The organism is Paenibacillus jiangxiensis, assembly GCF_046098255.1.
GTDB lineage: Bacteria > Bacillota > Bacilli > Paenibacillales > Paenibacillaceae > Paenibacillus > Paenibacillus jiagnxiensis.
Map to the genome: position 1 here is coordinate 79,766 of NZ_JBJURI010000015.1, position 25,175 is coordinate 104,940.

The window sequence follows — 25,175 nt, forward strand, 5'->3', positions numbered from 1 at the left end:
CTTTCTTCATGAGATAAATCCAATCAATCTATGAACTTGAGAGCCAGAAACCATTAATTGCTTTGCAGCGCAGTCGCGTTTGCTTTCTCGACCTCTGTTTTGCTGAGCAGCAGATAGCAAATTGTAAAGGAGAGCGCAATGGCAATGGCCATTCCGGAAATGGCATAGATAAAGTACGGACCGAAGTAGGCCGGGATGCTAAAAATACTGGACAATACATATCCGTACAATCTTACGCCGAAAAAGCTGATAAACGCGGAAGCAACCGAGCTGGCGATGATGGCGGCCAGAAAAAGCCTTTTTATACTTGGACAGTACACCGAACAACGCAGGCTCTGTAATTCCCAACAGACCGGAAACGGCGGCGGACACGATAATCGTTTTTTCTTTGGCCGTGTTTACCTTGTAGTACACTGCAAAGGTTGCGCCCACGATCGAGAAGTTCGCCATACACATCATAGGCATCAGCATATCGTAGCCTTGTGTTGCAAAGTTTTGCAAAGCAATCGGAGTCATGGCATGGTGCATGCCCGTGAAGACGGCCAACGGACGAATGGCACCAACAACAACACCGGCAAGGATGGGAGAGATGTCAAACAAGCCTTGCACAAGCCAAGCCAGCCCATTGCCCAGGTAAATACCGATAGGACCGATAACGGATAATGCGAGAAAACCGGAAATAAATAAGGTCAAGGTTGGTGTAACGACGGTTTTCAGTATTTCCGGCATAAATCGGTTAACCCACCTGTGAATATAGCTCATCGCCCAGACGGCAAAGATAATGGGGATAACCGTGCCGGTATAGTTAAACACAGGAATAGGGATAATGCCTAGAAAATGAAACGACGATAGCTCCCCGGCTTTGGCCGCATCCACCATCGTTGGAAACATTATGGTAGCGGCAATAGCGACGGCCAGATATTCATTGGTTTTGAATATCTTGGCTGCCGAGGCTGCCAGGAAGAATGGCAGGAACGTGAACACTCCGCTCGCCATCATGTTAATGATTTGCACCGTTTCACTTTTATCCGAAATAATATCGAGAGCGATCAGCCCCGCGATAAGTCCTTTGATCAATCCTGCCCCGGCAATAGCCGGAACGATAGGTCCGAACACGCCGGATACAATGTTCATGAAGAGGGTAACAAAGCCTTTCTTTTTCTCTTCGCTTTTTACCTCATCCTGTTGCACATCTGCCAGTTTGAGCTCACCGGCCAAAGCATTATAATATTCCCCAACCTTGGGGCCAAGAATGATCTGGAATTGGTCTTGGTTGAACTGAGCTCCCAAAACGGGATCCAATTGCTTAAGCTTCTCAATATCTACTTTGCTTTTATCTTTCAGATCAAACCTGAGTCTCGTCATGCAGTGCCAAGCGTTTACAATATTGTCTTCTCCACCGACCCCGGTAATGATGTCTTGTACCGTTTTCACTTTGCTCATCAAAAATTCTCCTGTCCTCGAAATAAGTGTTGGTTCCGTTTACATTACTGAATGCTATCACAAAGGCTTATCAAATAAAAGCAGTCCAAAATAAACCAGGTTTTTCGATAAATCCTTGATACATAAGGGTTCAATTAGATTTTTATGATAAATTGGACTGATATTTTTTAATATTTTGACCTTTTACCTTGCCAAATTGCTTCCGCATTTCAAAACATGTTTCAATAAATCTAGATTTCTTAGAAAAGAGGAGACCTATGAACCCTTCCATTATCACGAACGTGGAATGTTTTGTGCTTAAGCCGGATAGGCATAATCTGGTAGTTGTGAAAGTCACTACAGACAATAATCTGGTTGGATATGGCTGTGCCACTTTTCAGCAGCGCCCGAAGGCTGTCCAGCTCGTCGTCGAAGAGTATCTTAAACCTATATTGCTGGGAAAAGACGCGAACAACATCGAAGATTTATGGCATTTGATGATGGTCAACTCTTATTGGCGTAATGGTCCTATCCTGAATAATGCTGTCTCCGGGGTAGATATGGCTCTATGGGATATCAAGGGGAAAATCGCCGGCATGCCTTTGTACCAGCTGTTTGGCGGCAAAGCGAGGGATGCCGTGCCTGCATATACTCATGCAGTTGCGGACAATATCGAAGATTTGTATCGGGAGATTGATGCCATTCTCGAACAGGGGTATAAGCATATCCGCTGCCAGCTTGGCTTTTATGGGGGAAATCCTTCACGCCTGCACACCCCGGATAACAGCACCAAAGGGTCGTATTATGATCAGGATGAATATATGCAGACAACCATTGAGATGTTTGCCCAGTTAAGGTCCAAGTACCAGAACCGGTTTCATATTTTGCATGATGTACATGAGCGGCTTTTCCCGAATCAGGCCGTACAGTTTGCCAAAGACCTTGAACGCTATAAGCCTTACTTTGTCGAGGACATTTTGCCGCCGGATCAGAACGAATGGTTGAGTCAAATTCGCTCCCAAACTTCAACAGCCATAGCCACCGGGGAGCTGTTCAACAATCCGCTGGAATGGAGAAGCCTGATTGCGGACAGGCAGATCGATTTTATCCGCTGCCATGTATCGCAAATCGGGGGCATTACATCCGCGCTTAAGCTGGGAGCGTTGTGTGAAGCATTTGGCGTCAGAATTGCCTGGCATACGCCGTCGGATATCACTCCAATTGGCATCGCTGTGAACACGCATCTGAATATTCATTTGCACAGTGCCGCTATCCAGGAAAATATTCCGATCAAGGAGAATACGCGCAGTGTCTTTTCGCCGATCATCGATGCCAGAAACGGCTACATCTACCCGCTGGAAACACCGGGAATCGGGGTGGAGTTCAATGAGGAACAGGCGAAGAAGTATCCGGTGGAATACAGGCCTCATGAATGGACACAGGCGAGACTGCCGGACGGAACACTGATGACTCCGTAAGCCTTACTATGAGTTTCTTCTTTTATGATGCTCGTTATTAAACGCGGTCAAATACGTGCATCTGTAGTCAATGGCTACGATCTCACTGATCTCAAAGATTCTTCCATTACTGAGCAGGCCGCGGCTTGATATTTTCATGGCCGGGCTCTTTCGCTTTTGCTGCAGGAGCATGGCCTGCTCTTTGTTAAGCGCGATCGCCTCATAGGTATTCAGATAGTGAGAAATAGTATATTTATGCTTTTGCACATAGGATTGAATGGAATTTTCGGCATCCTTGGGAGTGAACATGGGAAACAAAGCAACAGGCAGCCGGGACAGCTCGATTTGCACCGTTTGATAGTTCACGATTCTTACACGCTGAAGCACCCATACCTCGTCGCTGCTTGTGATTCCGAAAATTTGCTGGTCCGCGGACGTGGCAGGCTGCTTTTGCAGCTCGATCACTTTGGATTGGATGTTGGAGTATGGATTCTCTGTCAAAGAGTTATATATAAGCGGGCTGGTCTGGATGTTCTTTCCGATGAAAATGCCTGATCCCTGCACGACTTTAACGAGGCCCATGTATTTCAATTTTTTGATGGATTCCTGAATCGTGTATCTTGAAACATGATACTGCTCCGCAAGCTCCCGTTCCGTCGGCAGCTTCGCGTCGGGGTAGTGGTTTTGATAGATTTTGCTTAACAAGTCGTGGATTATAAATTCTGTTTTGTTCACAGGCTGGTCCCCCTAGTCGTTAGCTCATGATACTTATATTACTGTTATACGATCGATTTTCAAGTCATCGTAATCGTTATAGAAGTGGGAGGTTTCAACATAAAACAACCGGCACGCAGCATTGATCCATGTCGGCATGAATACAGTTTCTCTTAAAGGCGATGGTTTTCAGGCACATGTGGGCACCGGAGACAAGGTCAAAGAAGGGCAGCTGCTGCTGGAATTCGATATGGACAAGATTCGTCAGGCCGGATACTTTGTCGTGACCCCTGTCATTGTCCCAGATGGCCAGGAACATATAAGACTGGTTGAAGTGGATAGCTCCGTCCGGAAGCCTTCAGAGGATCCGGTGCTGCGGGTTTATTTCTGAAGCTGCAAAGCAGCTCAATCGGATGAACTGGCATGCCAAGCCGGTGTTGTGTTTTTTACGAGGTAAACATAAAAACATGGAAAGCAGCAACAAATCGGCTTGAAAATCCACCTTCCAAGTAAAGAGTGAAGGTGGATTTTCTCATTCTATGACTTGAAAAACCACGTGAAGAAATGGAGTCCATTTCAAGTAATATATTGTTCAGACAATCAGAAAATCGATTTGACATGGTCTCAAGGCGGTTCCGATGCCCGCCGAGCTTCTTCCGTCCGGAATTCTGACCAATCGGGAGGCGATTATCGGCAAGCATGCCAAGGTGGAGCTGGACCCGAACGCCGCTGCTCGCTTTCTTGCTGTATGCGGGACAGCCCGTTCCGAAGGATGTGCGACTCAAGGAATTTCAGGTCCGTGGACCGGGGCCTTAAGCAATTGGCACGGTTGTTGAAGACTGAGCAGGAATCGTAGGCCCAATAATTGAACAAGCAGGTAACAATGGAGGGAAATATTGAAAAGATATTTCCTTGCCATTTGCATTTAAGAATGAAGCGCCTAATTTAGTCCGGTGTTGTGTTTTTTACCAGGTAAACTTAAAAACATGGGAATCAGTAGCAAATCGGCATGAAAGCCACCTTCGAAATTAAAAACGAAGGTGGCTTTCAAATTTGCCACCGTCAGGAAATGAGCGTATGTGTCGTTATATAGAGTGTAGTCTACTTCATAAAGGAGGTTCATCTATTGAAGAAGTTTTTTCCGTTCCGTATTCCAGTCCTGACGTTGATCCTCGCACTGCTAGTGCCTGCCGCGTTTGCGCAAGCAGCGCCGGAACCAACATCGGCGACAACCCCGCCGCCTCCGATAGGGTTTTCAATCTTGACGGTGTTCGATTCCAACTTTGATTACTTGGAGAGCGGCCACGCCAATGCGGCCTATGTATACTCGTCCTATAGCAATGTGCCGGTTGAATCCGGCTACTATTATCGTACACAAGCGTATCATTGGATCAATGAAGGTTCGAGAACGGAGTCCGGGTATCGCTACTCGGCCACCTATTTAGTTCCATAAGACAGGAGAAGGAGCGAACGGTTCTCCCCGTTTGCTCCTTCTTAATGCAAGGAATCGGCCACTCGAATGATGTCTTGTTCACTCAGCTTTCCAGAAATCAGCACTTTCACATTGCCTTTTATCCATTCCAGATAGGACAAGTCGCTAGGCATCAGAACAAGTACGGCCGGATCGGTGCCTATGATGATTTCTTTAATTATACCTGCGTCGTTCGCCAATTCTCTCCGAACTTCCGCATCACCGATGAACAACTCACTAACCTTAAAAATTTCTCCAGCGTCATTGGCATACTCCAGATAGACATTGTTGTACTGACCCGACTCCTGATAGACTCGTACAATGTCCAAGCTGAAATTGTCCGGCAGGAAGCTGGGTTGAAGCAACGGAAAGCTTAACTTTTTTGAGCGAGAAATCTTCCTACTACCCTCCCCGATTCTGACCAAGTAATTCAGAAAAATAGACTTGAAATTGTTATGATTGAAATGGCTACTCATGACATGGAGCTTCTACGGGTATGATTTCTTGCGAAAAGACGAAACCAGAAAGGGGTTCGCAGGACAGTTCAGCATCGTACCCCTCAATGTAAAGAGCCTTGCATCAGTTTGAAAGTGGTTGGCTCACGTTTTCATTATCAAAATGGCTTAGAGGTTATTAGCAAACATAACGTTCTTGGTGGCTTGGTCGCACTGAAAGTTGAGTTATATAAATAAAATCATTTGTATCTTGTTGAAAAATACTTGGTCAATGAACAATTTTCTTATTGACTTGTTCATTGACCAAGTATATTGTTGTGCTAATAAATCAGAATAGCATGGTAACCAGTACGGCTAATCTGACTTATAATTTTTGGGAAATAGGATGTCAAAATTTCAATGTAGGAGGTGGAGTATTTGAACTCTGCAAAAATAAATATTGAGAAAGAAAACAGCATGGCCAAAGCTAACGCTATCCCGAACTTCCGTGGGTTGTGGCTCCTTCTGAAGCCGATTCGTTGGCGGCTAATTCTCGCATTTTTTATAGCAGCAATTGGCGCCACGGCTTCAATCGTGCCGTTTATTGCAATTGCCGAGATCGCACAGATGCTTCTCGTTTCCGAGGTGAACACGGAGGGGAACATATGGATTTGGGGTTGGATAGCTGCTGGGGCGCTGCTGCTGCGTCTAGTTTGTGTGTTCGTTGCAGGCGCAATTACGCATTTTGCCGACACTAGTTTCCAGCTACTTGTGAGACGACGTATTGCGGCTCATCTGGGAAGGGTACGATTGGGCTGGTTTACGGCGAGAACTTCTGGAAGTATTAAGAAGAGTGTATCCGACGATGTGATGCATATGCACCATCTGGTCGCTCATACAGGACTAGAGATTGTAGACGGAGCGGTTGTGCCGGTTGTAACCCTGGTGTATTTGTTTAGCATTGACTGGGCGATGTCGCTGTTCGTCATGCTGCCACTGTTAGCAGGAATTGGCTTGTATGCTGTGCAGATAGCAAAGATTCGCCCGAAAATGGCCGATACGTCTACAGCCATGAGCGAGATCAATGGAACTGCAGTTGAGTTTGTGCAGGGCATCAGCGTGGTGAAGACCTTTGGTCAGGCTGGGCGTGCCTATCGTAAATTTTTGGATGCCACGCAGCGATTTATGGCTCTTATGAGCGGAGTCATGGGTGGAACCTTGCGGTCTGCAGCTCTCGCGGAAGTTGTGCTTGCACCACTGGCCTCTCTCGTCATTATTACAGCAGCAGGCTCAGTTTTATCCGGAATGGGGCAGTTGGACCCGGTTGCAGTCATTCCTTTTGTATTACTGGGTGTTGGTGTGACGAGTCCGCTCATGGCATTGTTTTTTAGCGCTACTGCGACTTCGCAGGCTGCTGAAGCCAGTGAACGAGTCCTTGCCTTGCTGGATACCAAGACGCTTCCCGAGCCCAAAACGCCATCTGTACCTGCGAATGAAACCATCGTGTTGGAGAATGTTCGTTTTAGCTATGATGGGCAGCATGCAGCATTGGATGGGGTTGATCTTTGGCTGGAGCCCGGAACAACGACTGCGCTGGTCGGCCGCTCGGGTTCAGGAAAAACAACAATCGCCAAGCTTATTCCGCGTTTTTGGGATCCGGATGAAGGCAAGATCACGCTGGGAGGCGTGGATCTGCGTGATATCCCGACGAGTGAGCTTTACCGCCATGTTTCTTTTGTTTTTCAAGACATACAGTTATTGAGCACTTCTGTGGCGGAGAATATCCGGCTGGCAAGACCTGAAGCCACAATTGCAGAGGTGGAGCAGGCCGCGCGTGCGGCTCAAATTCATGACAGAATTCTTGAACTTCCACGTGACTATGATAGCGTTATTGGTGAAGATGCCCTGTTTTCAGGTGGCGAAGCGCAACGTATTTCAATAGCCAGAGCACTGCTTGCAGACGCTCCGATTCTTGTACTTGACGAGGCCACTGCATTTGCTGATCCGGAATCGGAAGCACTCATTCAAGATGCGCTCTCTGCGCTGGCTGCCGGACGCACCTTGCTGGTCATCGCTCATCGGCTTTCGACAATTCAAGGAGCTGATCAGATTGCAGTTGTTGATCGGGGACACATTGTCGAACGAGGCACACATGGGCATCTGCTTGCGCAGGGTGGGCTATATGCCCAACTGTGGTGGAAACATGAGCGCTCAATGTCCTGGCATCCTGAAGTACATCATGGGTTGGATTCAACCAAGGAGGTGAAGTCATGATTCGTCGATTGCTTCGAGTCATGGGAGACGACGCGCCTGTATTGCGGCGGTTAATAACGCTAACTGTTGTATGTGCTATCCTGCAAGGAGTTGCTTTCAGCTTGCTGGTACCGCTTGTGCAAGTACTTTTGGAAGGCGATTTTCAACAACTCTGGTTATGGATAGGGGTTGAGGCGGCTATCCTTGCCGGGTTTGGAATACTAAACTATCGTACCAAAATGCTTGGCTTAACCTCATCAATGGCTTTGACTGCGCATTTGTGGCAACGACTGGGGGATCATATATCCAAACTTCCATTAGGCTGGTTTAATGCTGAAAAAGTAGGTTCCGTTTCTCGCTTGACCAGCTCCGGGGTATTTAGTGTCACGGGGTTTCCGACACAAATGTTGGGGACGCTGGTCAATGCTTTTGTAACGCCGGCAGTTGTTATTGTGCTAATGTTTCTGTTTGAATGGAGATTGGCGCTGGTTGCCCTGATCGCTGCTCCGATCGTATGGGGCGCTTATCGGGGCACGGTTGCGATTGTGGATTATGTGGATTTGCGTACACATAGCGCCAATACACGAACAGCAAACCGGATCATCGAATTTGCCCAGACTCAGCCTATACTCCGCGCGTTTGGCCGGGTGTCCAAGGGCTACAAGCTTCTTGATGAAGCGCTTGTAGCGCAACGCAAGGCGGATAACAGCATGATTACATGGGGTGGTGCGATTGGCGACGGCATGTTTCGCCTTACGGTTCAGGGTGCATTTACAGCCATTCTGCTCTCGGGAATTGCGCTTGGTGTGGGTTCTTCAATTGGAGCAACGGAACTGATTGCCTTGCTGATTCTTGCCACCCGTTTCGTTCAGCCGCTTATGGACGGTGCCGCAGCAGGCGGGGGTGTACGTACTGTGCGCAACAACCTCAATCGAATGGATCATATCTTTCATACCAAGCCGCTCTCGGAGACGGCTGATGCTGGACAAGCCACCCTTGGCGATCCGGCTGTTTCGTTCGAAGCTGTCCGTTTTGGTTATGATAAACGAGAGATTTTGCATGACATCACCTTTACTGCGCAAGCTCGCACAATGACAGCGCTGGTTGGACCCTCAGGAGCAGGCAAAACAACCATAACCCGGCTTGTCGCCCGATTCTGGGACATCAGTTCTGGCGTCGTGAAGGTGGCTGGTGTTGATGTCCGGGACATGACTGCGGAACAATTGATGAGCCAGCTTTCCTTTGTGTTCCAAGATGTTTACTTGTTTTCCGGTACAATCCGTGAAAATGTGCTGATGACCAAGCCTGATGCTACTGAAGAAGAATTGAAAAACGCGATTCGTCTTGCGCGTGTAGATGAGATTGCGAACCGGCTTGCCCACGGCTTGGATACGCAAGTCGGAGAAGGGGGGAGCGCGCTTTCCGGAGGGGAAAGACAACGGGTGTCGATTGCCCGGGCCATACTCAAGGATGCGCCAATCGTTCTTCTTGACGAGGCAACTGCTGCGCTTGACGCGGAAAATGAAGCACTTGTACAGGAAGCGCTTCATGCACTCACTACAGATCGCACGCTGATTGTTGTTGCTCATCGATTGCAGACAATCGCCGCAGCAGATCAAATTATTTTCCTGGAGCAGGGAAATATAGTAGAATGGGGTACTCATCAAAAATTGATTAAAGCGGATGGACGTTATGCAGACTTTTGGCGGGAACGCTCCCGATCACTCGGTTGGCGACTTGGTTCGAGAGCGAAAATACAGGAATAAGCAAACAAGGAGGGAGCGAATTGGTAAAAAAGCGCCACAACCGGGATGATGTTGTGCGTGAGGCCCTGGCCATGTTGGAGGATGTGGGAATTGAGGCCGTTACATTGCGGGGGGTCGCCAAGCGAATGGGACTGCACTTGAACTCGGTGTCTTTTCAAGTGGAGAGCAAAGCACGGCTATTTGAATTAATGGCGGAGGTCATCCTAGGCGAGCTTTCTCTTGCGGATCTTTCTGACAACGCTCGGGAAAGAATCACAGAAGTAGCTTTGCGGCTAAGATTAGCTATGCTTTCGCATCGGGATGGCGGTCGTGTTATCAGCGGTACGCATACTGCTGATAGGAATGCGCTGCATATTGCTGAAGTGCTGATCACGGCGTTCCAGGAGTTGGGCGTAGATGAAAGAGTTGCAGCTCGCGCTAGTGTTGCCTTACATTGTCTAATTATTGGGCTTGTTGAAGAAGAACAGGTTATTCGTCCGCAACGCCGCGCTGTACCGGATGGTGTTGATGATTATCACAAGCTTGCTCATATTAGCAGACTGCTTGAAGAAGATACGTATGCGAAACGTGCCCGGTTCGGAATAGAGGCAATTATTAATCAGGCAGTCTCCACTACTCGTTAGTAAGAAGGCTGTTGATTTAAGTTTCTGCAAGGAGTAAGGGTCAATTATCAGGAACGGAAAGGCTCCCTGAATTTTTTATGGCTCTCAAGTTAGCTCAGAATCGTATGGCCGCGCAGTTGATAGTTTTCAGCAAAAAGTCGTTATAGCACCCTATAGCGGCTTTTTGCTGTCAAGATAATAACGATAATAAAATGCGATGTTTTATTCGCAAAACTTATAAAGAATTTCGGCCATGTATTCGTCGCTTTCGTTCATGTTATTTGAAGTCCATTCGATTAAGGTGTTAAAAAAGCCGCCTACTACAAACTTGACGATGTAATTTTCTTTCTGCTTTTCATACAAATTCTCTCCGACAATTCTGTTTGTTAGTGCAAATAAATATTCATTGCACTTCTCAAGCAATATGCTAGATGCATTTGAATTCATTAAATTAACAATTAATGTCTTTTCTTCTCTAAATCGGTTGAAAAACAAGAGAGTAATAGTATGATTATCAATTGATTCCGTTTTTGAAACCAAATCGAAGTAGTTGGTAAAAATTTGATCAATATACTCTAAAATCACATCTTCAAGAATTTCATAATACCTGTAAAAAGTCACTCGCGATACACCAGCCTTCTTACACAGTTCCGTAATGGACAATGAATTTAAGTTTTTTGTTCTCATCAATTCCATTAATGCATTATAAATCAAGTCTTTTGTCTTTTGCTTTTTTAAACTAAGAGGACCATAGGACATTACAATATCTCCTTTTCTGTAACACTTCAGGATTCTTTTATTGATACCCTTTGATTGTATACCATATACTTAAATTATAACGAATTATGTTAATAATAAATTCATTAAAATATGCTTCTACATTGTGAGTGGGCTAAAATGGAAAGTCGTTTAAGGACCTATTTAAAGGAAATTCCCCTGGTATCCAGCTCTATTTTGTAGCTAAAATGGGCCAATAAAACTAGACCCATTTAAAAATTAAGTTAATCACCAAAATTTTACCGGGAATTTGTGAAGAGACTTTAGCAAAGGAGGGTTATTCCTTCACAGGCGTCACCTTCTTGCGAATGCGGTCTGAGTACTGAAGCGATCATGCCGGGTACAGTGCGCAAGCAAGCACAAGAAGCCGGGAACTTTGTTTCTCGCGGTTTAGGGTGTGAATCAAGTGAGCCGCATGCGGGTCAGATGCTAAAGGGTGACATACTGCTCTTACATGACGATGTAGATCATCAAGCATCCAAAGTGCAGGCGATCGGCAGTGACCCAGGCATCAAGCCGGTCGGTTTTATTAAAGTCAGGACAGGCTTCGCGAAACTTTGCTGGCCAGCTTGGGATTGATGGTGAAGACTTGGTTTTACGCTTCTGCAGCGCGAGATCTTGGTGCAAGTACATGGGCAAGATGCCAATTATAGACGGAAGTGACTTCGAGCCCGATGTGAACTTGAAAACGGTAAGCTTGTCTGCCAGAGCGCCAGTTGCTTTTTTTATTTTCAAGGTGCAAAGTACTGGAGATTGGAGTGGCCCGCACCAGCCCCATCGGGGACTGAAAACTGACTTAAAACTAAATACTAAACTTACTATACGAGGAGAGAAAAGGCATGAGATTTATTCGTCAAAAAACTCTTGTTCAACTGACTCATTTGCCACATGTGTTTCCGGTAAATTGTTATCTGGTTGAGGAACAAGATAGTTTAACGCTAGTAGATGCTGCCTGGCCCATTAACGCAAAAGACATCATTAAGGCTGCTAGGCAGGTCGGCAAGCCTATAACACGCATTTTGTTGACTCACACCCATGTCGATCATGTGGGCGCGGTTGATAATTTGAAATTACTACTTCCTGAAGTGAAGTTGTACCTGTCAGGACGAGAAGCCAAATTGCTTTCTGGAGACAATTCGCTTGTTGAAGGAGAGGCGAATGTTCCCATTCGAGGTGGATTAGCAAAACCGGGTCCAATGAAGGCGAAACCGGATATATTATTGAAAGAAGGGGATATGATTGGCTCTCTAATTTCAATTTCAGCACCTGGGCATACACCAGGACAAATGGCTTTTATGGATACTCGTAATGAAGCATTAATTGTGGGAGATGCTTTTCAAACTCGGGGAGGTTTAGCCGTTGCTGGTCAGATGAGACTGTTATTTCCTTTTCCGGCTCTATCGACCTGGGACAAAAGAACAAGTATTGAGACTGCTCAAAAACTATTTGAATTGAAACCTTCATTGATAGCACCAGGTCATGGAAATCTGGAAATTAAGCCACAACATCTAATGGAAGCAGCAATTAAAAGAGCGGAAAAGGCCCTGACTCCCTCCATTTAACTTGGAAAATCCAAAAACATGATATCTCTGGTCTATACAAAGCTGAAAAAGATAGAGGCTGCTGTATCTCTTGCTTGGTAGGAACTTGGTCGCGTGCCTCGATATGTGTTGCCATCGATGGCAAACGTATCATCCATAAGGAACCCTTCTGCCATGGCTTGCTGAAATAGCTGTGCTTGCATCTCTTCCTAGGCATGGCTGTCGATTACAGCCACAGAAACGAATGGTGCGAACCGCCATGCAGGCGATGAATGTTGACATCATAAAAATGCTCGTTCGGATCACAGTGTTGTTGGTGAAGGGCTTGGCCGCGCTATTGGGAGTGAGCAGCAGCGCGATCATTTTGCTATGCGTCATCATGATGATTGCGGCGCTGCTCACCTCTCCGTTCGCGATCTTCATGGCGGATGACAATACGGAACTGGGCACACAGCAAATATCGCGAATCGCAGATGAATTGGATAAACAATTCCTGGCGCTGCTCGAACGGGAACGTCAGGCGGCTGGCAAGGTAGAGCGTGCGGAAATGCATTACACGGGCAGCGCGGCCAATAGTCTTATCGACGATTGGCTGGGGGGATTGGCTGTGTTTGCAGTCAAAACATCCATGTCCGTGGTGAGACTCGATGTGGCAACGATGGATCGTCAGCGCGTGGAGATTGTTACAGCCAACTGATTCTGTCCAGAAATAGACGGTGTTAGTTGTCCACGATAGGACGAGAATATTGACCGTGAATGGTATGCCGACGGGAAAGCCGATTTAGGGCTTTCCCGTTTACGCTATACTTCGACTTGATACGTATCCTTCTTGCGCAAATCAAATCGCGCCCCCTGCATGATGACATACCAATCGAGATCGAGCTCTATACGGCAAGGAATCCCCTGATCTCCGATTCGAATCTCCAAGAAGTTGCCGCAATGAAGCGCTAGAACCTCATTCTCTGCTTCGACAATCCAACGGTCTCCGACCTCGTCAAAGGACATTTGAAACCATGTCCGCTTCATGACAATTCACCCGCAATGACGTGCTTGACCATATGATCGTCAATGATTCGTCGCTTGTTCTGCGCGCCATAAATCAGCGAATGCGTACACGCTTTATTAATCAGCCGTGCAGCGCCGCCAGCGTATCGATGGATTTCGTCAACAGCCCCGTCGGAGAAAATATCGTGTTCGCTGCCGGCGTACGCTAGATGCTGCTTCATGTACGCGCCAGACTGAGCTCTGTCATAGTGCGGAAGCTTGCACTGCAAGTCAATCCGCTGGCGAATGGCGGCGTATGCCTGCAAGCGAAGCCGATCCCACAGTTCGCTCTGTCCAACGAGGATAAGCGCCATGGGGCTTTGCGCATCCATCCGGAAGTTCAGCAGAAACCTTACTTCCTCCAGCATCTCCCGGTCCAACAGGTGCGCCTCGTCCACGACGACAACCGGCTGCAAACGATGAATGCCGCGCATCAGTTCGATTTCCCGATGCAATTGCCGCTTCGCATCGCCACGATAAAACTTCGATTCGCACCCAAGCTGTTCCAGCATCCCTTTGTAGAAATGGCGCGGAGTCAGCTTGGAATCCGACAGGTAGAGCAACTTGTACTTCGCTGCATCCAGCGCGGCGGTGAAGCGCCGAATCGTCGTCGTTTTTCCGGTTCCGCAATCTCCAGTGACGACGTTAAACAGTTGCCGCTCAGCCGCATATTCCAGCCGCTCAAGCATTTCATCCAGCATGGGGGAGCGGTACAACGCCTCTGTCGGCGTATCCCGAGAGAAGGGCGTGTTCCCCATACCATAGTACGATTCAAACATCGCTGCCATCCTCCTTCCGAATGGACCGGTAGGAGACGGCTGGCGCATGGTGTGCTTGACGTTTGGCATGTTCTCGCGCTGCGCCGCGAAGAAGACGGGAGGTATCTCCCGGCTCTTGCGCCAGATGATCCGGAAGCGTTGGCCGCTTCCCGGACCGCTCCCCGATTACCATCTCCCGCGCCGTCCAGGGCGTATGCCCCTCATGCTCAATGGTCACTTCGCGAATATCCGCCGGGTCGTACACGACCTGAACGGTTCGTCCGATGAAGAGCAATCCGACTTCGTATTTCTTGCCCATGAAGCTGATGCATCCGGCCTTGTCGACTTTGCGATCCTCGCTATGCAGAAAGGCGTTAGCCAGCAGATCTGCATCCACGAGTCGAAGCGCCTTGATGTCGCTCCGATAGGCGATTTCCGGTGTTTGATCACTGCCAAGCGCCGCGTGCGGCTTTGCCCGGACCGATAGGCAGATGCGGCCCGAACTTGATATCTGATTGCCAGAGCGCATTACGGTGTCTCTTTTGAAAGCGCCGGGCAGCAACGCCCTGGCTCGTATACATGCGCATCTGACCTGAGCTGTAGCCGCGTGAGGTTAGCCGATCCTGTAACGTGCTGCGCTTGATCTCGCCGGGCTTTGCCTTGCCTTCCCAGACGAGAATCTAGATGATCTGCCTGACACTGCGGCCAGGCACCTCTCTTCGTAGCAGAATGGCTTCCTCGAGGAGCTCAGCCTTGATCGTGTTCGTAGAAGGTTTTCGGCCACGGGGCTTTGGTTTGAGTCCCTCGAATTTCTCGGCGCGATACTGCGCCAAGTACCGGCGCAGCGTACGTTCTGACAGGCCGTACTGCGAACAGATCTGTGCCTTGATTTGACTGGCTTTGGCCGGATCCAGTCCGCTCGCCAAGAGCGGGGACAATAATTGGACCCGCTGTACGGCGATTTCTTCCGCTTTCATCTGATCTTTCACGTCTCATGCCTCCCTATTCGTAGCGATGAGATGAGTCTATTTCAGAAGGCAGCGGACAGAAAGGCAGAACGGGTCTGTGATCCAAAGATTCGAATTGGCAATAGGGCGGACAACTCTACGTAGCCATCCGGGGGCATCGCCGACAAAACGTCCGCTTAGGCTCGGACAGCGTACCTTCTATGCTTTCAGCGTCATAGCGCTTATAAGGAACAAGCAAGTCCGGCAGTTCATGATGAATACGCGCACACGCTTCGCAATAAAGGCGACGAATGATGAGCGTTGCCCGTTCTCCGCTGCTCTGATACCATACCCGCTTTCGGCTACCCGCCACGGGTAACTCCCCTCCACAACAGGGGCAAGGGATTCTTTCCGCACTCCTAACGAAAAACCCGGGATTCTGCCTCTTTCGGTTCTAATGAAAACTTTGATATAATGACCATGATATATGACCATGAAAAAGACGTCCTGGAGAAGATACTGTTACAGCAGTAGTTTCTCCGTTAAGGGACGTCTTTTCCATACCTCCGTTATGTTCTCGGTCATTATATCGGTCTATTCTTGGACAACTTTTACCGGCTATATCCGGTCATTGCAGCTTGGCGGAAACAGGAGATGCTGCGAGCGGTCTATTGGGATATGAATCAGATCGCTTCAAACGTCGAGACGCTGGAGCATACGAGAATGGTCGCCGTGGAGCAAGAGGATGGAAGCTTCGTGGAGCAGGAGATAACCGAGTATGAACGTATCCTGTATCAGTTGATTACAACCCGGACGGCCGAGCAGCAAGCGGCCTTAGATGCATTCAGTACGGCGGCGGAGCAGGAGCGCTTTATCGCGGACAACGGGCTGATACTGGCTTCTGATGAATTAGCGCCAGACGACTTGATCTTCTGGAGCTACGAGCCAAATGGGTTTTTTGGATATTCTGCATGTCGGGATCTATGCCGGTAACGACAAAGTCATTGACGCTTACTCCAGTCGTTTGCAGGTGGTATACCGGAATGTGTTCGATGCCGAGCTTCAAGTGATGTATGGTAGGCCGTATGTCCAATGTTAGTTTTCAGCAAAAAGTCGTTATAGCACCCTATAGCGGCTTTTTGCTGTCAAGATTTTTCGATTGAGCGAGAAAACTTTTGCCTCCCTACCCGATTCTGCCCCAAAATGAACAGGCTTATAGAAAGAGAAATTCGATGCTGCTCCTGGTTACGGAGAACAGCAGGATTGCAGCGAGGAGCTTTGTGCCGACGTTGATCAACATCGCCCGGGAGAAGGGCTTCGCCGCCTATATCGGCGACGGAACGAACCGCTGGCCGGCGGTTCACCTTCTGGATGCGGCGGTTCTGTACCGGCTGGCGCTGGAATCCGCCCCGGCCGGCTCACGGCTGCTTGGCGTCGGCGAAGCAGGCATTCCGTTCCGCGAGATCGCCGCTGTCATCGGGCGGCAATTGAATGTGCCGACGGTCAGCATCACACCTGAAGAAGCTGTCGCCCATTTCGGCTTTCTTGGCCCCATTGCGTCATTCGACATCGCAGGCGTGTTCAACACTGCGCAGGGGAGTCTGGCAACACGGGAGCTTCTGGGCTGGAAACCGATGCAGCCCGGACTGATTGCCGATCTCGAAAAAGGGCATTATTTTGCATAAAACCTTCTCACAAGTAACGATAAGTTATATCGAGAAAACTCTTGAAGCAAAACGGATAACAGGTGAGGGCCATTGCTTGCGAAAAGCGATGGCTCTCAGCTTTTAACCCACCCTCTGCTGCTAATGAACGTCCAAAACGCCTTTTTCTGTTTTTGCCAACTCTTTTGCATCTCTCGATCTTGGCCAGAAATACAGGGCTATTCCCGCGATGGTGAGCATTCCCCCCAGCAATTGAGAAGCGGAAATAGATTCTCCCAATAAAAGATAAGCCAGAATAATGGCGAGAACGGGCTCCCCGATGATGCCAACAGAAACGGTTGTTGCTCCGATGGACTTTAACAAAAGGTTAAAAAGATAATGTCCAAAAATCGTGGGTATAATGGCAAGCAAAACGAAATATGTCCAATCCGCAGGACGATAATCAGTCAGAGAGAACTGGTTGACTAAAGAGTATATGAGCAAAACGCTCCCGCCAATAAAAAACACGATCACACTATAGAGATTAGCCGGTATTTTATGACTCACTTTTTGTCCTGCAAGCATATAGACTGACATCGAAACGGTCCCCAATAATGACAGCCCGTCTCCAATTAAAGCTGCTCTGGAAATACCAATGTCTCCCCAGGCTATAATCATGGAACCCGCAACCGCTGCAATCATGCAGAGTGTCGTGAGCATCGTAACCCGTTCTTTAAAAAGAAAATAAGAGCCGATCATGACAAACAAAGGCTGCAAGGTCAGGATGACCATAGAACTGGCAACCGAGGTATGCAATAAGGATTCCATCCAAAACAAAAAGTGTAATCCAAGAAACACTCCAGCTATAAAAACGATGCTCCAATCTTTGCGGCCCATTTGTAAGGAGCGCACCATCTTCCAGGGCACAAAAGGTATCATGATCAACACCGTGATAAATAGTCTATACATTCCGGCAACCGCGGGTGGCGTTGTTGAAGCTTTTATCATGATGGACGAAATGGAAACAGCTAATATGCTGACGAAAAGTAAAACAAATGGTTTATTGAATTTCATGTTAAACCTCCGGGATAGATGATTGATGTGCAGGTGGAAATCAGAGGTTTGTGTTTAAAAAGACCATCTGACGAAATATAATAATAGCACCATGATTAAATAATTTGTGCAATAATATCGCTTAATTATATGGATATATCGTCACCGAAAAGGAGGGACTGCGTTAGTGACAATTCATTTGCACGAAGACATTCATTACCCGGATGCTTCGTTTCCATACGCGATGTATACGATAACGCCACAAGACGTTACTCCCAAAGGGAGAGGTTTTAATGATTTGCATTGGCATGACGAGCTTCAGTTTACCCTGGTTATGGATGGGAGAATCGGGATGCGGGTTAATGGCATAGATCACATCATGGAATCCGGGGAAGCTATCTTTATTAATAAGGGAGCTTTGCATATCACGGAGCAATTAAGACCTAACAGTCATTATGTAACGTTTAATTTTCCCGAAAAGCTGCTTGCTTTTTATGCTGATAGTAGTATGGAGAACCATTACGTGCTTCCCTTTACGAATTCGCTCCTTATATCGTTAGTCTTCAAACAAGATGTAGAATGGCAGCGGCACATCATAGAAACACTCAGGGATTTGAAGAAGATATTTGAGATGGGAAAATACTGGGGGTGGGAATATGAAGTCTCCCTTAAAACGGCGCAGCTTTGGTTCATCATGATATCCAACGTGTCTCTTTCCGCTGAGGAATCCTCGAAATCCTTCAAGAAGCAGCAGGAACGAATGCAATTAATGGTTAGTTATATCCATCAGAACTATACTGATCCCATCACACTGCAGACCATTGCTGCTGCCGCGCATCTAAGCGCTTCAGAGTGCAATCGCAGTTTCAAACGAACCATTAATATGACCGCATATGACTATCTGATTCATTATCGGATTAAAAGAAGTTGTGAGTTATTAATGACTACGGACTATACGATTACAGAAGTAGCTCGTATGGTGGGGTTCAATCATGTGAATCACTTCATACAATCCTTTAAAAAACATTATGGTATCACACCTATGAAATATCGGAAACGCGTAGAACCGTGATGAAGTACAGCGAGGGAAAGCATAAGAGGCCAGCCAGCTAAAAACTGGCTGACCTCTTTTTGAATTATGCTACAGGACATCTTATTCCCAGCAGGTGATTAATTTATTGATAAAATCATCGAAACTATGCGTAGAAGATAACAGATTCACATTTTTATCATCCGTTAATATGGTGGCAAAGGCATCGAATACGTCGCGGAATATTTTCCGATCCTCGCTGCTTATGGTGAGTAATAATACAATTTTCACGATGGAATGATCCCATTGAATCCCATCCGGGTTCAGATAAATGAACATGCCTGTTTTACGTGATTCCATTTTTATGGCATGAGGGATGGCAACGTGCCCAAACGCAGTAGACGACATGGCTTCCCGTTCCATAATTTTGTCCAAAAAGTCATCATCCGTATAACCATCCTGAACCATAATTTCGCAGATAAAACGCAAAACATCTTCTTTATCAGACCATTTGGTGGAGCTGTGAAAATGTCTTTCATCCAAGAAAGATGTTAAATGGGCCTTGAATTGATTTTTCTTTTTTTGCTCTTTTAATTCAAATATTTTGTCGGATACTTTTTCCCGATCGCTTTCGATAAAAAAGGGAGTAATCACGACATAGGGTACTTCCGGAATCTTATGCAGTTGGGCAGAAGAAATGATAAAATCGCTTGTTGCATGATTCAAATCGCTCTCATCCGTAACAATGGAATGAATGGAAATATCATCGCCAAAATACTGCTGTAATTTATTGATGATTTGCACATTCATATTGTAGTAAAGCGGGAACAGCACCGTGCATGAGATTTTTACATTCGATTGCCGCTGCAATTCAATGGCATATCCCAGGTGAAAAGCCAGATAAGCAATTTCGTCATCGCTAATGATATAACCGGTTTTTTCTTTAATGACATGTGAAGCATGAACAGCGCAATCATAAATGAGCGGGCATTCTCTTTTGATCGTACTGGTTAAAGGATTTTTCGTTGAATGATTGTTTTTTAATCTCATCAATAGATTTTTTACATGCAGCGTAAAACGTGTAATAAAGTCAGAATCGGCAATACTGATGTAGTAATATTTATCCAGGTCAATGGCTATTTCACTTACCAAATCAATACATTCTTTGCCGGCAATGCTTTCCAGGTCGCTTACTTCAATCTGAGTAAAGTTCACGTTTGTCCCATTACACGAAATTAAGATCGCCAAATCCGTGATTTCTTCTTCCGGATATTGTACATGAAAATAGGATTCTAATTTTAAGGCGATTTCTTCAGCAATTACATATGCATTGTTGTCCGTGTTATAATTAACGCTCTTATTTAAAAATTGAAAATCATGCTTCATTCTGTCCAGTGCAATGGTGATGTGAATAATCACATTCGTTAAATAATAATCATTCGTAAAAAAGTGATGGGCAGAAAAGGTTTCCGCAACGACTTCCCGAATGTAATCGATATTTAATTCCTTATAGAACCCTTTTATTTTATCAATATCAATAAAGCTCCCATTGGCCTCTTCGTACAAAATGCTGCTCATTAATTTGCGCTTATCTTTTTCTTTTCCTTGTAAGCCTACATGATCCTTAATCAAATGCAATTCCAAATTATTTTTGGAAAGTTTTTCTTTGATCAACTTTAAATCCAGTCTAAGCGTTGACTCGCTAATAAAGAGAGCGTCACTTAAATCATAGATGTTAATTGGCTGATGGGTCTGCACCAGTTTTTTCAGAATATAGGCAATTCGCTCGGATTGGGTTTGCGGGATCGCCTTTTCCTCTCTTGTCAGAAATGCATTTACTTTATCCGTATTGACTTTATAACCTTTATTTGACGCTATGATTAACCCTTGGTGAATAGTATTGATCTCACTGATATAAGATTTGATGGTGCGTTTGGATACATTGAATTTATCCGCCAAACTCTGCGACGGAATCCATTCATTGTTATAAAACATTAAAAATTGAATTAAATCAATATAATGTGCTTTCATTTTTGGCTCCTCCTTTTAAACTATTCCACAAAATATTGCACCATGGGGGTGCAGTTTTTTATTTGGCCCATTTTTGGGTTTGTAATATAGTTGGGTTGTAACAAATGATAGCGCTGTCACAACAAGATTTAAAGAAAAATTTATACCAATGTACAGCAAAGACAAGGAGGATTACCATGGGAAATTCAAGCGAAATGTTAAAGGTGTTGTTAGTTTGCGGGTCTGGTGCAAGTTCCGGTTTTATGGCTGCCAATATTAGAAAAGCCGCTAAAAATAGAAATTTGAACATGGATATTAAAGCCAGAGGCGAAGCGGAAATCGAAAACTATATCGATGATATCGATGCTTTGTTGGTGGGTCCCCACTTGGCTTATATCATGGATGATATCAATGACCTTACCAAAGATAACCAAAATGTCAAAGTGATCTTAATGAAGTCTTCTTATTATTCCACTTTAGATGGGGAAGCCGCTTTAGATGATTTAATGAGTGAATTGAAAATTTAAAGGGGATAAGAACAATGAACACATTAATAGAATGGCTGAAAAACGACTTCTCTCCTAGGATGAACAAAGTCAACAACAATGTTTGGGTAACAGCACTTAAGGATTCTGTCATGCAATTGCTGCCTTTTATTCTCTTAGGTTCGGTATTTTGCCTTCTAACTATACCTGGAGACGTGTACCATATCAAAAACTACCCTGATTTTTGGGTTCCTTTTGGATGGACGATGGGCATGCTTTCACTGCTGGTTTCTTTCCTGATTCCATTTAACTTGATGGAAAAGAAGAAGCTAAGAAAACAGCGCTTTATTGCCGGATGTACGAGTATGATTACTTTTTTGATCATCGTTACACCCCAGGTCGTAAAAGACGGTACGGTTGGTTTTACTCATAGTTCTTTGGGAACGGGGGGCATGTTTGTTGCCATCATAGCCGCTCTTTTTACCGGTTATATCATGAGTCTGTTCGGAAAATTCTCTTTTTTCAAAGAAGATTCCGTCATACCGGATTTTGTCAGATCGTGGTTTGATTCCATGCTTCCCATTGGAGTGACTTTAGTTCTGGCTTGGGTGTTGGTCGATCTCGTTCATATTGATATATACAACATTATTCTAAATATTTTCATGCCGTTGGCGAATGTAGTAGAGACCCCTTGGGGATTTATGTTAATTTTGTTTATCAGCTGTTTCTTGTATTCCATGGGGATTTCCAGTTGGATTTTGACCCCTGTCACCAAACCGATTTTTCTGGCAGCCATTATGGCCAACGCTACCGCGGGAGCGCACAATGTCGTAACGGCCGAAACGATTTATTCGGCATATCTGTGGGTAGGCGGTGTGGCCTGTACGCTGCCGCTGGCCATTATGCATCTGCTTTCCAAGAGCACCAAGCTCAAAGCGCTGGGACGTGCAAGTATTGTACCTTCCGTCTTTAACATCAACGAGCCTTTGGTGTTTGGTTCCATCGTATGGAATCCCATTATGATGCTGCCGATGTGGATCAATGGTTTAATCTTGCCGTTGGTCGTTTGGATCGGAACGAAAGTCATTCCTTTTGCCCCCATACCGAAAGTGGTTTTCGATATGTGGTACGTTCCTTTTCCAATTGCCACGTGGATTACAACGGGAACCATCACAGGCATTATCCTGATGTTAATCGTTGTTGCAGTAGCCACGCTGATCTGGTATCCATTTTTCAAAACGTACGAAAAGCAAGAGCTTGAAAAAGAAATGCCGCAAACCAATTAATCTGTTAAGGGAGATCTTTATTATGACTTCGGAACAAGTAGCTCATGATGCGATGCAAATCATTTTGCACGCAGGGGAAGCAAGAAAACATTGTACAGATGCATTAAAGGATATTGAAAAAAGCGATTTTGCTGGGGCTAAGGAAAAGATGAAATTAGCCAATTCGGAAATTGTTATCGCTCATCGTGTGCAAACGAATTGTATCCAAAAAGAAACAGAAGGGGAGAAAGGAGAGTACTCCGTTTTATTTGCCCATGCGCAAGACACCCTCATGACGATCTATAGTGAGATTAATCTTGCCAAGCGTCTAATTGAAATTTTCGAGAGCTTTAATGAGAGACTGACCCAACTGGAAATGATCAATAAATAAAGAAGGGACGTAATCAACAATGAAAAACATTCCAACAGGATTCCCATCCGACTTTTTATGGGGGGGAGCCGTGGCTGCCAACCAACTCGAAGGTGCTTATGATGTTGACGGAAAAGGTTTAAGCGTAGCGGATATTAATGAATATTTGGATGGTATTCCGCTAGATAAAAAATCGAATTTGGAACTGACCACGGACTATATCAAAGAAGCTATTCAAAGTGAAGGCCGCATTTTCCCGAAACGTTGGGGAATCGATTTCTATCACACTTATAAAGAAGATTTGAAATTGTTAGGGGAACTTGGACTCAAAACCTTTCGCACCTCGATTAACTGGACAAGAATTTTTCCCAATGGTGACGAAGAACAGCCGAATGAAGCAGGCCTGAAATTTTATGATGACCTGATTGACGAAATTATTGCAAACGGCATGGAGCCCATGATCACCCTGTCGCATTATGAAATGCCGATTCATCTAACGACGGCGTATAAAGGGTGGTACTCCAGAGAATTGATTGATCTTTTTGTTCGCTTCGGCCAAGTGGTTTTTGACCGGTATCATAAAAAAGTGAAATATTGGATTATCGTGAATCAAATCAATTTGATCGATCATGAATCCTTCAACCATCTGGGCATTGCGGAGGATGTGGTGGACGATTTGGCCTCCGCCAAATACCAGGGCTTGCATCATGAATTTGTGGCCTGCGGCCTGATCACAAAGTATGCCAAAAGTCTGGATCCAAATTTGCAAATCGGTATGATGCTGTGCGGGGGACCGGCTTATCCGGCTACCTGCCGGCCGGAAGACATCTTTGCCACCGTGCGCAGAAATCAGATGGAGTACTTTTTCTCCGATATTCTGCTTCGCGGATATTACCCGGGCTATGCTTTCCGTTATTTCGCCGACAATAACATCACTGTCGAATTTGCAGAGGGCGATGAAGAGGCACTGAAAAATACGGCGGACTTTATGTCCTTCTCCTACTACTATACCCGCATTTACGATGCGGAAAGCATGAAAAACAAAACGGGACCTTACCGTAATACCGAGCTTCCGGCCAACCCATGGGGATGGACCATTGATCCTGTCGGTCTGCGCACTTTCCTCAACCTGTTCTATGACCGGTATCAGTGCCCTATTTATATCACGGAAAACGGGATCGGCTACCATGACACCCTGGAAGAAGACGGTTCCATCCATGATTCCTACCGGGTTGACTATTACCGGGCCCATATTGAGCAAATGAAAGAGGCCATTAAGGATGGGGTGGATTTAAGAGGTTATTATGCTTGGGGGCCTATCGATATTATTAGTTGTTCTTCCTCTGAAATGAGCAAACGTTATGGATTTATTTACGTGGACCAAGATGATTATGGAAAAGGCAGCAAAAAGCGTCTCAAAAAAGACAGTTTTTCCTGGATGCAAAAAGTGATCGCTTCCAATGGAGAAGACTTGGACTAGAGGTTTCGTAAATGCCTGTTTATCTTAAATTTGGCGGACGATTACTGATATTAGTCGTTGCCATGGTGTTTACCGCGGTAGGAGTCAATTTATTTATCGAGTGTAATATCGGGTCCGATACATTAACGGTTTTATTGGATGGCTTGCATCAAAGCACCGGAATGAGTATAGGCCTGACCAGCTTTTTCGTAAATATTGTTTTTCTTGCCGCGGGTCTTTTATTAAATCGCAAATCGATAGGTTTTTCTTCTATTATCTATTCTTTCTTTGTAGGACCATTCATTAATTGGATTCATCCGTTCATTGCCCATATGGAGTTGTCGGATTCATCTCTATTCATAAAAATCGTCATTGTCATCCTGGCTAACTTTTGTTACTCCATCACCTATGTATTATTGATGAAATTTGGCAATGGCATGTATGCGATCGACGCTATTTTGCGATATACGGAGTCGAAGTTCGGACTAAGGTATGATATCGGCAGAATAGGTGTGGATGCGGTCTTTTTAAGCACCGGATTCTTTTTCGGGGGAATCGTGGGCATAGGAACGGTTATAGCTTTTGCTTTAACCGGGCCGGGAACGCTGCTGCTTGAAAAGACCCTATCTTTACCTCTGCAAAGAAAATATGAAAAATCACAAAGATAGAGGAGA

Annotated in this window: 28 protein-coding genes and 1 pseudogene; 17 read left to right on the forward strand and 12 right to left on the reverse strand. The window is 45.8% G+C overall.

The window, feature by feature from the left end; all coding sequences use genetic code 11:
• Positions 1–53 precede the first annotated feature (53 nt).
• A complete protein-coding gene (locus ACI1P2_RS15740) occupies positions 54–215 on the reverse strand; it encodes a hypothetical protein (RefSeq protein ID WP_355320792.1) in 162 nt (53 codons plus the stop codon).
• A complete protein-coding gene (locus ACI1P2_RS15745; RefSeq protein ID WP_355320793.1) occupies positions 199–1,443 on the reverse strand; it encodes a PTS transporter subunit EIIC in 1,245 nt (414 codons plus the stop codon). The genes ACI1P2_RS15740 and ACI1P2_RS15745 overlap by 17 nt, the downstream gene beginning before the upstream one ends.
• Positions 1,444–1,700: 257 nt before the next feature.
• Between ACI1P2_RS15745 and ACI1P2_RS15750 the strand changes: the two genes are divergently transcribed.
• Positions 1,701–2,900, forward strand: coding sequence for an enolase C-terminal domain-like protein (locus ACI1P2_RS15750; RefSeq protein ID WP_355320794.1), 1,200 nt, complete (start codon positions 1,701–1,703; stop codon positions 2,898–2,900).
• Positions 2,901–2,906: 6 nt separating this feature from the next.
• Here the strand turns inward: ACI1P2_RS15750 and ACI1P2_RS15755 are convergent, their stop codons facing one another.
• Complete coding sequence (locus tag ACI1P2_RS15755) at positions 2,907–3,614, reverse strand: GntR family transcriptional regulator (RefSeq protein ID WP_355320795.1); 708 nt, start codon at positions 3,612–3,614, stop codon at positions 2,907–2,909.
• A 136-nt stretch (positions 3,615–3,750) separates the two neighbouring features.
• On the opposite strand from ACI1P2_RS15755, the gene ACI1P2_RS15760 reads away from it, so the two are divergent.
• The 3 genes from ACI1P2_RS15760 to ACI1P2_RS15770 all read left to right on the forward strand — a co-directional run bounded on the left by ACI1P2_RS15760 (position 3,751) and on the right by ACI1P2_RS15770 (position 5,046).
• The gene (locus ACI1P2_RS15760) at positions 3,751–3,984 is read left to right on the forward strand and encodes a PTS glucose transporter subunit IIA (RefSeq protein ID WP_408976237.1); all 234 of its coding nucleotides are present in this window, start codon (positions 3,751–3,753) and stop codon (positions 3,982–3,984) included.
• Between the two features lie 247 nt (positions 3,985–4,231).
• On the forward strand, positions 4,232–4,429 hold the full coding sequence (locus ACI1P2_RS15765; protein WP_355320797.1) for an SAF domain-containing protein: 198 nt from the start codon (positions 4,232–4,234) through the stop codon (positions 4,427–4,429).
• Between the two features lie 290 nt (positions 4,430–4,719).
• Positions 4,720–5,046, forward strand: a complete 327-nt coding sequence (locus ACI1P2_RS15770; protein ID WP_355320798.1) for a hypothetical protein — start codon at positions 4,720–4,722, stop codon at positions 5,044–5,046.
• A 41-nt stretch (positions 5,047–5,087) separates the two neighbouring features.
• Here the strand turns inward: ACI1P2_RS15770 and ACI1P2_RS15775 are convergent, their stop codons facing one another.
• Positions 5,088–5,540 (reverse strand): DUF4367 domain-containing protein, encoded by a 453-nt coding sequence (locus ACI1P2_RS15775; RefSeq protein WP_408976238.1) that lies wholly within the window; start codon positions 5,538–5,540, stop codon positions 5,088–5,090.
• Between the two features lie 396 nt (positions 5,541–5,936).
• On the opposite strand from ACI1P2_RS15775, the gene ACI1P2_RS15780 reads away from it, so the two are divergent.
• The 3 genes from ACI1P2_RS15780 to ACI1P2_RS15790 are packed head-to-tail and all read left to right on the forward strand — an operon-like array spanning position 5,937 to position 10,140.
• On the forward strand, positions 5,937–7,772 hold the full coding sequence (locus tag ACI1P2_RS15780) for an ABC transporter ATP-binding protein (protein ID WP_355320800.1): 1,836 nt from the start codon (positions 5,937–5,939) through the stop codon (positions 7,770–7,772).
• Complete coding sequence (locus tag ACI1P2_RS15785; protein WP_355320801.1) at positions 7,769–9,517, forward strand: ABC transporter ATP-binding protein; 1,749 nt, start codon at positions 7,769–7,771, stop codon at positions 9,515–9,517. Before ACI1P2_RS15780 ends, ACI1P2_RS15785 begins: the two co-directional genes overlap by 4 nt.
• Before the next feature lie 20 nt (positions 9,518–9,537).
• On the forward strand, positions 9,538–10,140 hold the full coding sequence (locus tag ACI1P2_RS15790) for a TetR/AcrR family transcriptional regulator C-terminal domain-containing protein (protein WP_355320802.1): 603 nt from the start codon (positions 9,538–9,540) through the stop codon (positions 10,138–10,140).
• A gap of 201 nt (positions 10,141–10,341) precedes the next feature.
• Here ACI1P2_RS15790 and ACI1P2_RS15795 read toward each other — a convergent pair whose 3' ends face one another.
• The gene (locus ACI1P2_RS15795; protein WP_355320803.1) at positions 10,342–10,878 is read right to left on the reverse strand and encodes a TetR/AcrR family transcriptional regulator; all 537 of its coding nucleotides are present in this window, start codon (positions 10,876–10,878) and stop codon (positions 10,342–10,344) included.
• 468 nt (positions 10,879–11,346) lie between these two features.
• Positions 11,347–11,631, reverse strand: a complete 285-nt coding sequence (locus tag ACI1P2_RS15800) for a chromo domain-containing protein (protein WP_355320804.1) — start codon at positions 11,629–11,631, stop codon at positions 11,347–11,349.
• A 104-nt stretch (positions 11,632–11,735) separates the two neighbouring features.
• Here ACI1P2_RS15800 and ACI1P2_RS15805 point away from each other — a divergent pair, with 104 nt between their 5' ends.
• Positions 11,736–12,458, forward strand: coding sequence for an MBL fold metallo-hydrolase (locus tag ACI1P2_RS15805; RefSeq protein ID WP_355320805.1), 723 nt, complete (start codon positions 11,736–11,738; stop codon positions 12,456–12,458).
• Positions 12,459–12,681: 223 nt separating this feature from the next.
• Positions 12,682–13,134 (forward strand): hypothetical protein, encoded by a 453-nt coding sequence (locus ACI1P2_RS15810; RefSeq protein ID WP_408976239.1) that lies wholly within the window; start codon positions 12,682–12,684, stop codon positions 13,132–13,134.
• Positions 13,135–13,238: 104 nt separating this feature from the next.
• Here the strand turns inward: ACI1P2_RS15810 and ACI1P2_RS15815 are convergent, their stop codons facing one another.
• The 4 genes and pseudogenes from ACI1P2_RS15815 to ACI1P2_RS15835 form a co-directional block, all read right to left on the reverse strand.
• Positions 13,239–13,463, reverse strand: coding sequence for a DUF5348 domain-containing protein (locus tag ACI1P2_RS15815; protein ID WP_355320807.1), 225 nt, complete (start codon positions 13,461–13,463; stop codon positions 13,239–13,241).
• Positions 13,460–14,260 (reverse strand): ExeA family protein, encoded by an 801-nt coding sequence (locus tag ACI1P2_RS15820; protein WP_355320808.1) that lies wholly within the window; start codon positions 14,258–14,260, stop codon positions 13,460–13,462. The genes ACI1P2_RS15815 and ACI1P2_RS15820 overlap by 4 nt, the downstream gene beginning before the upstream one ends.
• Positions 14,253–15,228, reverse strand: a pseudogene (locus tag ACI1P2_RS31475) (helix-turn-helix domain-containing protein). Before ACI1P2_RS31475 ends, ACI1P2_RS15820 begins: the two are co-directional and overlap by 8 nt.
• 115 nt (positions 15,229–15,343) lie before the next feature.
• Positions 15,344–15,559 carry a DUF6431 domain-containing protein gene (locus ACI1P2_RS15835; protein ID WP_355320811.1) on the reverse strand — a complete coding sequence of 72 codons (216 nt, stop codon included), beginning with the start codon at positions 15,557–15,559 and terminating at the stop codon, positions 15,344–15,346.
• A gap of 281 nt (positions 15,560–15,840) precedes the next feature.
• Between ACI1P2_RS15835 and ACI1P2_RS15840 the strand changes: the two genes are divergently transcribed.
• Together ACI1P2_RS15840 and ACI1P2_RS15845 are read left to right on the forward strand one after the other, a co-directional pair.
• Positions 15,841–16,179, forward strand: a complete 339-nt coding sequence (locus ACI1P2_RS15840) for a hypothetical protein (protein WP_408976240.1) — start codon at positions 15,841–15,843, stop codon at positions 16,177–16,179.
• 239 nt (positions 16,180–16,418) lie between these two features.
• Complete coding sequence (locus ACI1P2_RS15845; protein WP_355320813.1) at positions 16,419–16,871, forward strand: Rossmann-fold NAD(P)-binding domain-containing protein; 453 nt, start codon at positions 16,419–16,421, stop codon at positions 16,869–16,871.
• A gap of 120 nt (positions 16,872–16,991) precedes the next feature.
• On the opposite strand, the gene ACI1P2_RS15850 is transcribed toward ACI1P2_RS15845, so the two are convergent.
• Complete coding sequence (locus ACI1P2_RS15850; RefSeq protein WP_355320814.1) at positions 16,992–17,903, reverse strand: DMT family transporter; 912 nt, start codon at positions 17,901–17,903, stop codon at positions 16,992–16,994.
• A gap of 166 nt (positions 17,904–18,069) precedes the next feature.
• Here ACI1P2_RS15850 and ACI1P2_RS15855 point away from each other — a divergent pair, with 166 nt between their 5' ends.
• The gene (locus ACI1P2_RS15855) at positions 18,070–18,954 is read left to right on the forward strand and encodes an AraC family transcriptional regulator (protein ID WP_355320815.1); all 885 of its coding nucleotides are present in this window, start codon (positions 18,070–18,072) and stop codon (positions 18,952–18,954) included.
• Between the two features lie 81 nt (positions 18,955–19,035).
• On the opposite strand, the gene ACI1P2_RS15860 is transcribed toward ACI1P2_RS15855, so the two are convergent.
• Positions 19,036–20,943: a BglG family transcription antiterminator gene (locus ACI1P2_RS15860; protein WP_355320816.1), complete on the reverse strand. Its 1,908-nt coding sequence runs from the start codon at positions 20,941–20,943 to the stop codon at positions 19,036–19,038.
• Positions 20,944–21,119: 176 nt separating this feature from the next.
• Between ACI1P2_RS15860 and ACI1P2_RS15865 the strand changes: the two genes are divergently transcribed.
• Genes ACI1P2_RS15865 through ACI1P2_RS15885 form a run of 5 tightly spaced genes read left to right on the forward strand, consistent with a single transcriptional unit; the run spans position 21,120 to position 25,169 of the window.
• Entirely contained in the window at positions 21,120–21,449 is a 330-nt protein-coding gene (locus ACI1P2_RS15865; protein ID WP_458296143.1) for a PTS sugar transporter subunit IIB, read from the forward strand.
• A 14-nt stretch (positions 21,450–21,463) separates the two neighbouring features.
• The gene (locus tag ACI1P2_RS15870; protein WP_355320817.1) at positions 21,464–22,693 is read left to right on the forward strand and encodes a PTS sugar transporter subunit IIC; all 1,230 of its coding nucleotides are present in this window, start codon (positions 21,464–21,466) and stop codon (positions 22,691–22,693) included.
• A gap of 22 nt (positions 22,694–22,715) precedes the next feature.
• Positions 22,716–23,063, forward strand: coding sequence for a PTS lactose/cellobiose transporter subunit IIA (locus ACI1P2_RS15875; RefSeq protein ID WP_355320818.1), 348 nt, complete (start codon positions 22,716–22,718; stop codon positions 23,061–23,063).
• 19 nt (positions 23,064–23,082) lie between these two features.
• Positions 23,083–24,522: a glycoside hydrolase family 1 protein gene (locus ACI1P2_RS15880; RefSeq protein WP_355320819.1), complete on the forward strand. Its 1,440-nt coding sequence runs from the start codon at positions 23,083–23,085 to the stop codon at positions 24,520–24,522.
• Between the two features lie 11 nt (positions 24,523–24,533).
• Positions 24,534–25,169 (forward strand): YczE/YyaS/YitT family protein, encoded by a 636-nt coding sequence (locus tag ACI1P2_RS15885; protein WP_355320820.1) that lies wholly within the window; start codon positions 24,534–24,536, stop codon positions 25,167–25,169.
• Positions 25,170–25,175 lie beyond the last annotated feature (6 nt).

Excerpts from the sequence above, each read along its gene's own strand:
- ACI1P2_RS15745 (WP_355320793.1), bottom strand. The coding sequence starts at position 1,443 with ATGAGCAAAGTGAAAACGGTACAAGACATCATTACCGGGGTCGGTGGA.
- ACI1P2_RS15750 (WP_355320794.1), top strand. The coding sequence starts at position 1,701 with ATGAACCCTTCCATTATCACGAACGTGGAATGTTTTGTGCTTAAGCCG.
- ACI1P2_RS15760 (WP_408976237.1), top strand. The coding sequence starts at position 3,751 with ATGAATACAGTTTCTCTTAAAGGCGATGGTTTTCAGGCACATGTGGGC.
- ACI1P2_RS15765 (WP_355320797.1), top strand. The coding sequence starts at position 4,232 with ATGCCCGCCGAGCTTCTTCCGTCCGGAATTCTGACCAATCGGGAGGCG.
- ACI1P2_RS15775 (WP_408976238.1), bottom strand. The coding sequence starts at position 5,540 with ATGAGTAGCCATTTCAATCATAACAATTTCAAGTCTATTTTTCTGAAT.
- ACI1P2_RS15785 (WP_355320801.1), top strand. The coding sequence starts at position 7,769 with ATGATTCGTCGATTGCTTCGAGTCATGGGAGACGACGCGCCTGTATTG.
- ACI1P2_RS15795 (WP_355320803.1), bottom strand. The coding sequence starts at position 10,878 with ATGTCCTATGGTCCTCTTAGTTTAAAAAAGCAAAAGACAAAAGACTTG.
- ACI1P2_RS15805 (WP_355320805.1), top strand. The coding sequence starts at position 11,736 with ATGAGATTTATTCGTCAAAAAACTCTTGTTCAACTGACTCATTTGCCA.
- ACI1P2_RS15810 (WP_408976239.1), top strand. The coding sequence starts at position 12,682 with ATGGTGCGAACCGCCATGCAGGCGATGAATGTTGACATCATAAAAATG.
- ACI1P2_RS15815 (WP_355320807.1), bottom strand. The coding sequence starts at position 13,463 with ATGAAGCGGACATGGTTTCAAATGTCCTTTGACGAGGTCGGAGACCGT.
- ACI1P2_RS15820 (WP_355320808.1), bottom strand. The coding sequence starts at position 14,260 with ATGTTTGAATCGTACTATGGTATGGGGAACACGCCCTTCTCTCGGGAT.
- ACI1P2_RS15840 (WP_408976240.1), top strand. The coding sequence starts at position 15,841 with ATGCTGCGAGCGGTCTATTGGGATATGAATCAGATCGCTTCAAACGTC.
- ACI1P2_RS15845 (WP_355320813.1), top strand. The coding sequence starts at position 16,419 with ATGCTGCTCCTGGTTACGGAGAACAGCAGGATTGCAGCGAGGAGCTTT.
- ACI1P2_RS15850 (WP_355320814.1), bottom strand. The coding sequence starts at position 17,903 with ATGAAATTCAATAAACCATTTGTTTTACTTTTCGTCAGCATATTAGCT.
- ACI1P2_RS15860 (WP_355320816.1), bottom strand. The coding sequence starts at position 20,943 with ATGAAAGCACATTATATTGATTTAATTCAATTTTTAATGTTTTATAAC.
- ACI1P2_RS15865 (WP_458296143.1), top strand. The coding sequence starts at position 21,120 with ATGGGAAATTCAAGCGAAATGTTAAAGGTGTTGTTAGTTTGCGGGTCT.
- ACI1P2_RS15870 (WP_355320817.1), top strand. The coding sequence starts at position 21,464 with ATGAACACATTAATAGAATGGCTGAAAAACGACTTCTCTCCTAGGATG.
- ACI1P2_RS15875 (WP_355320818.1), top strand. The coding sequence starts at position 22,716 with ATGACTTCGGAACAAGTAGCTCATGATGCGATGCAAATCATTTTGCAC.
- ACI1P2_RS15880 (WP_355320819.1), top strand. The coding sequence starts at position 23,083 with ATGAAAAACATTCCAACAGGATTCCCATCCGACTTTTTATGGGGGGGA.
- ACI1P2_RS15885 (WP_355320820.1), top strand. The coding sequence starts at position 24,534 with ATGCCTGTTTATCTTAAATTTGGCGGACGATTACTGATATTAGTCGTT.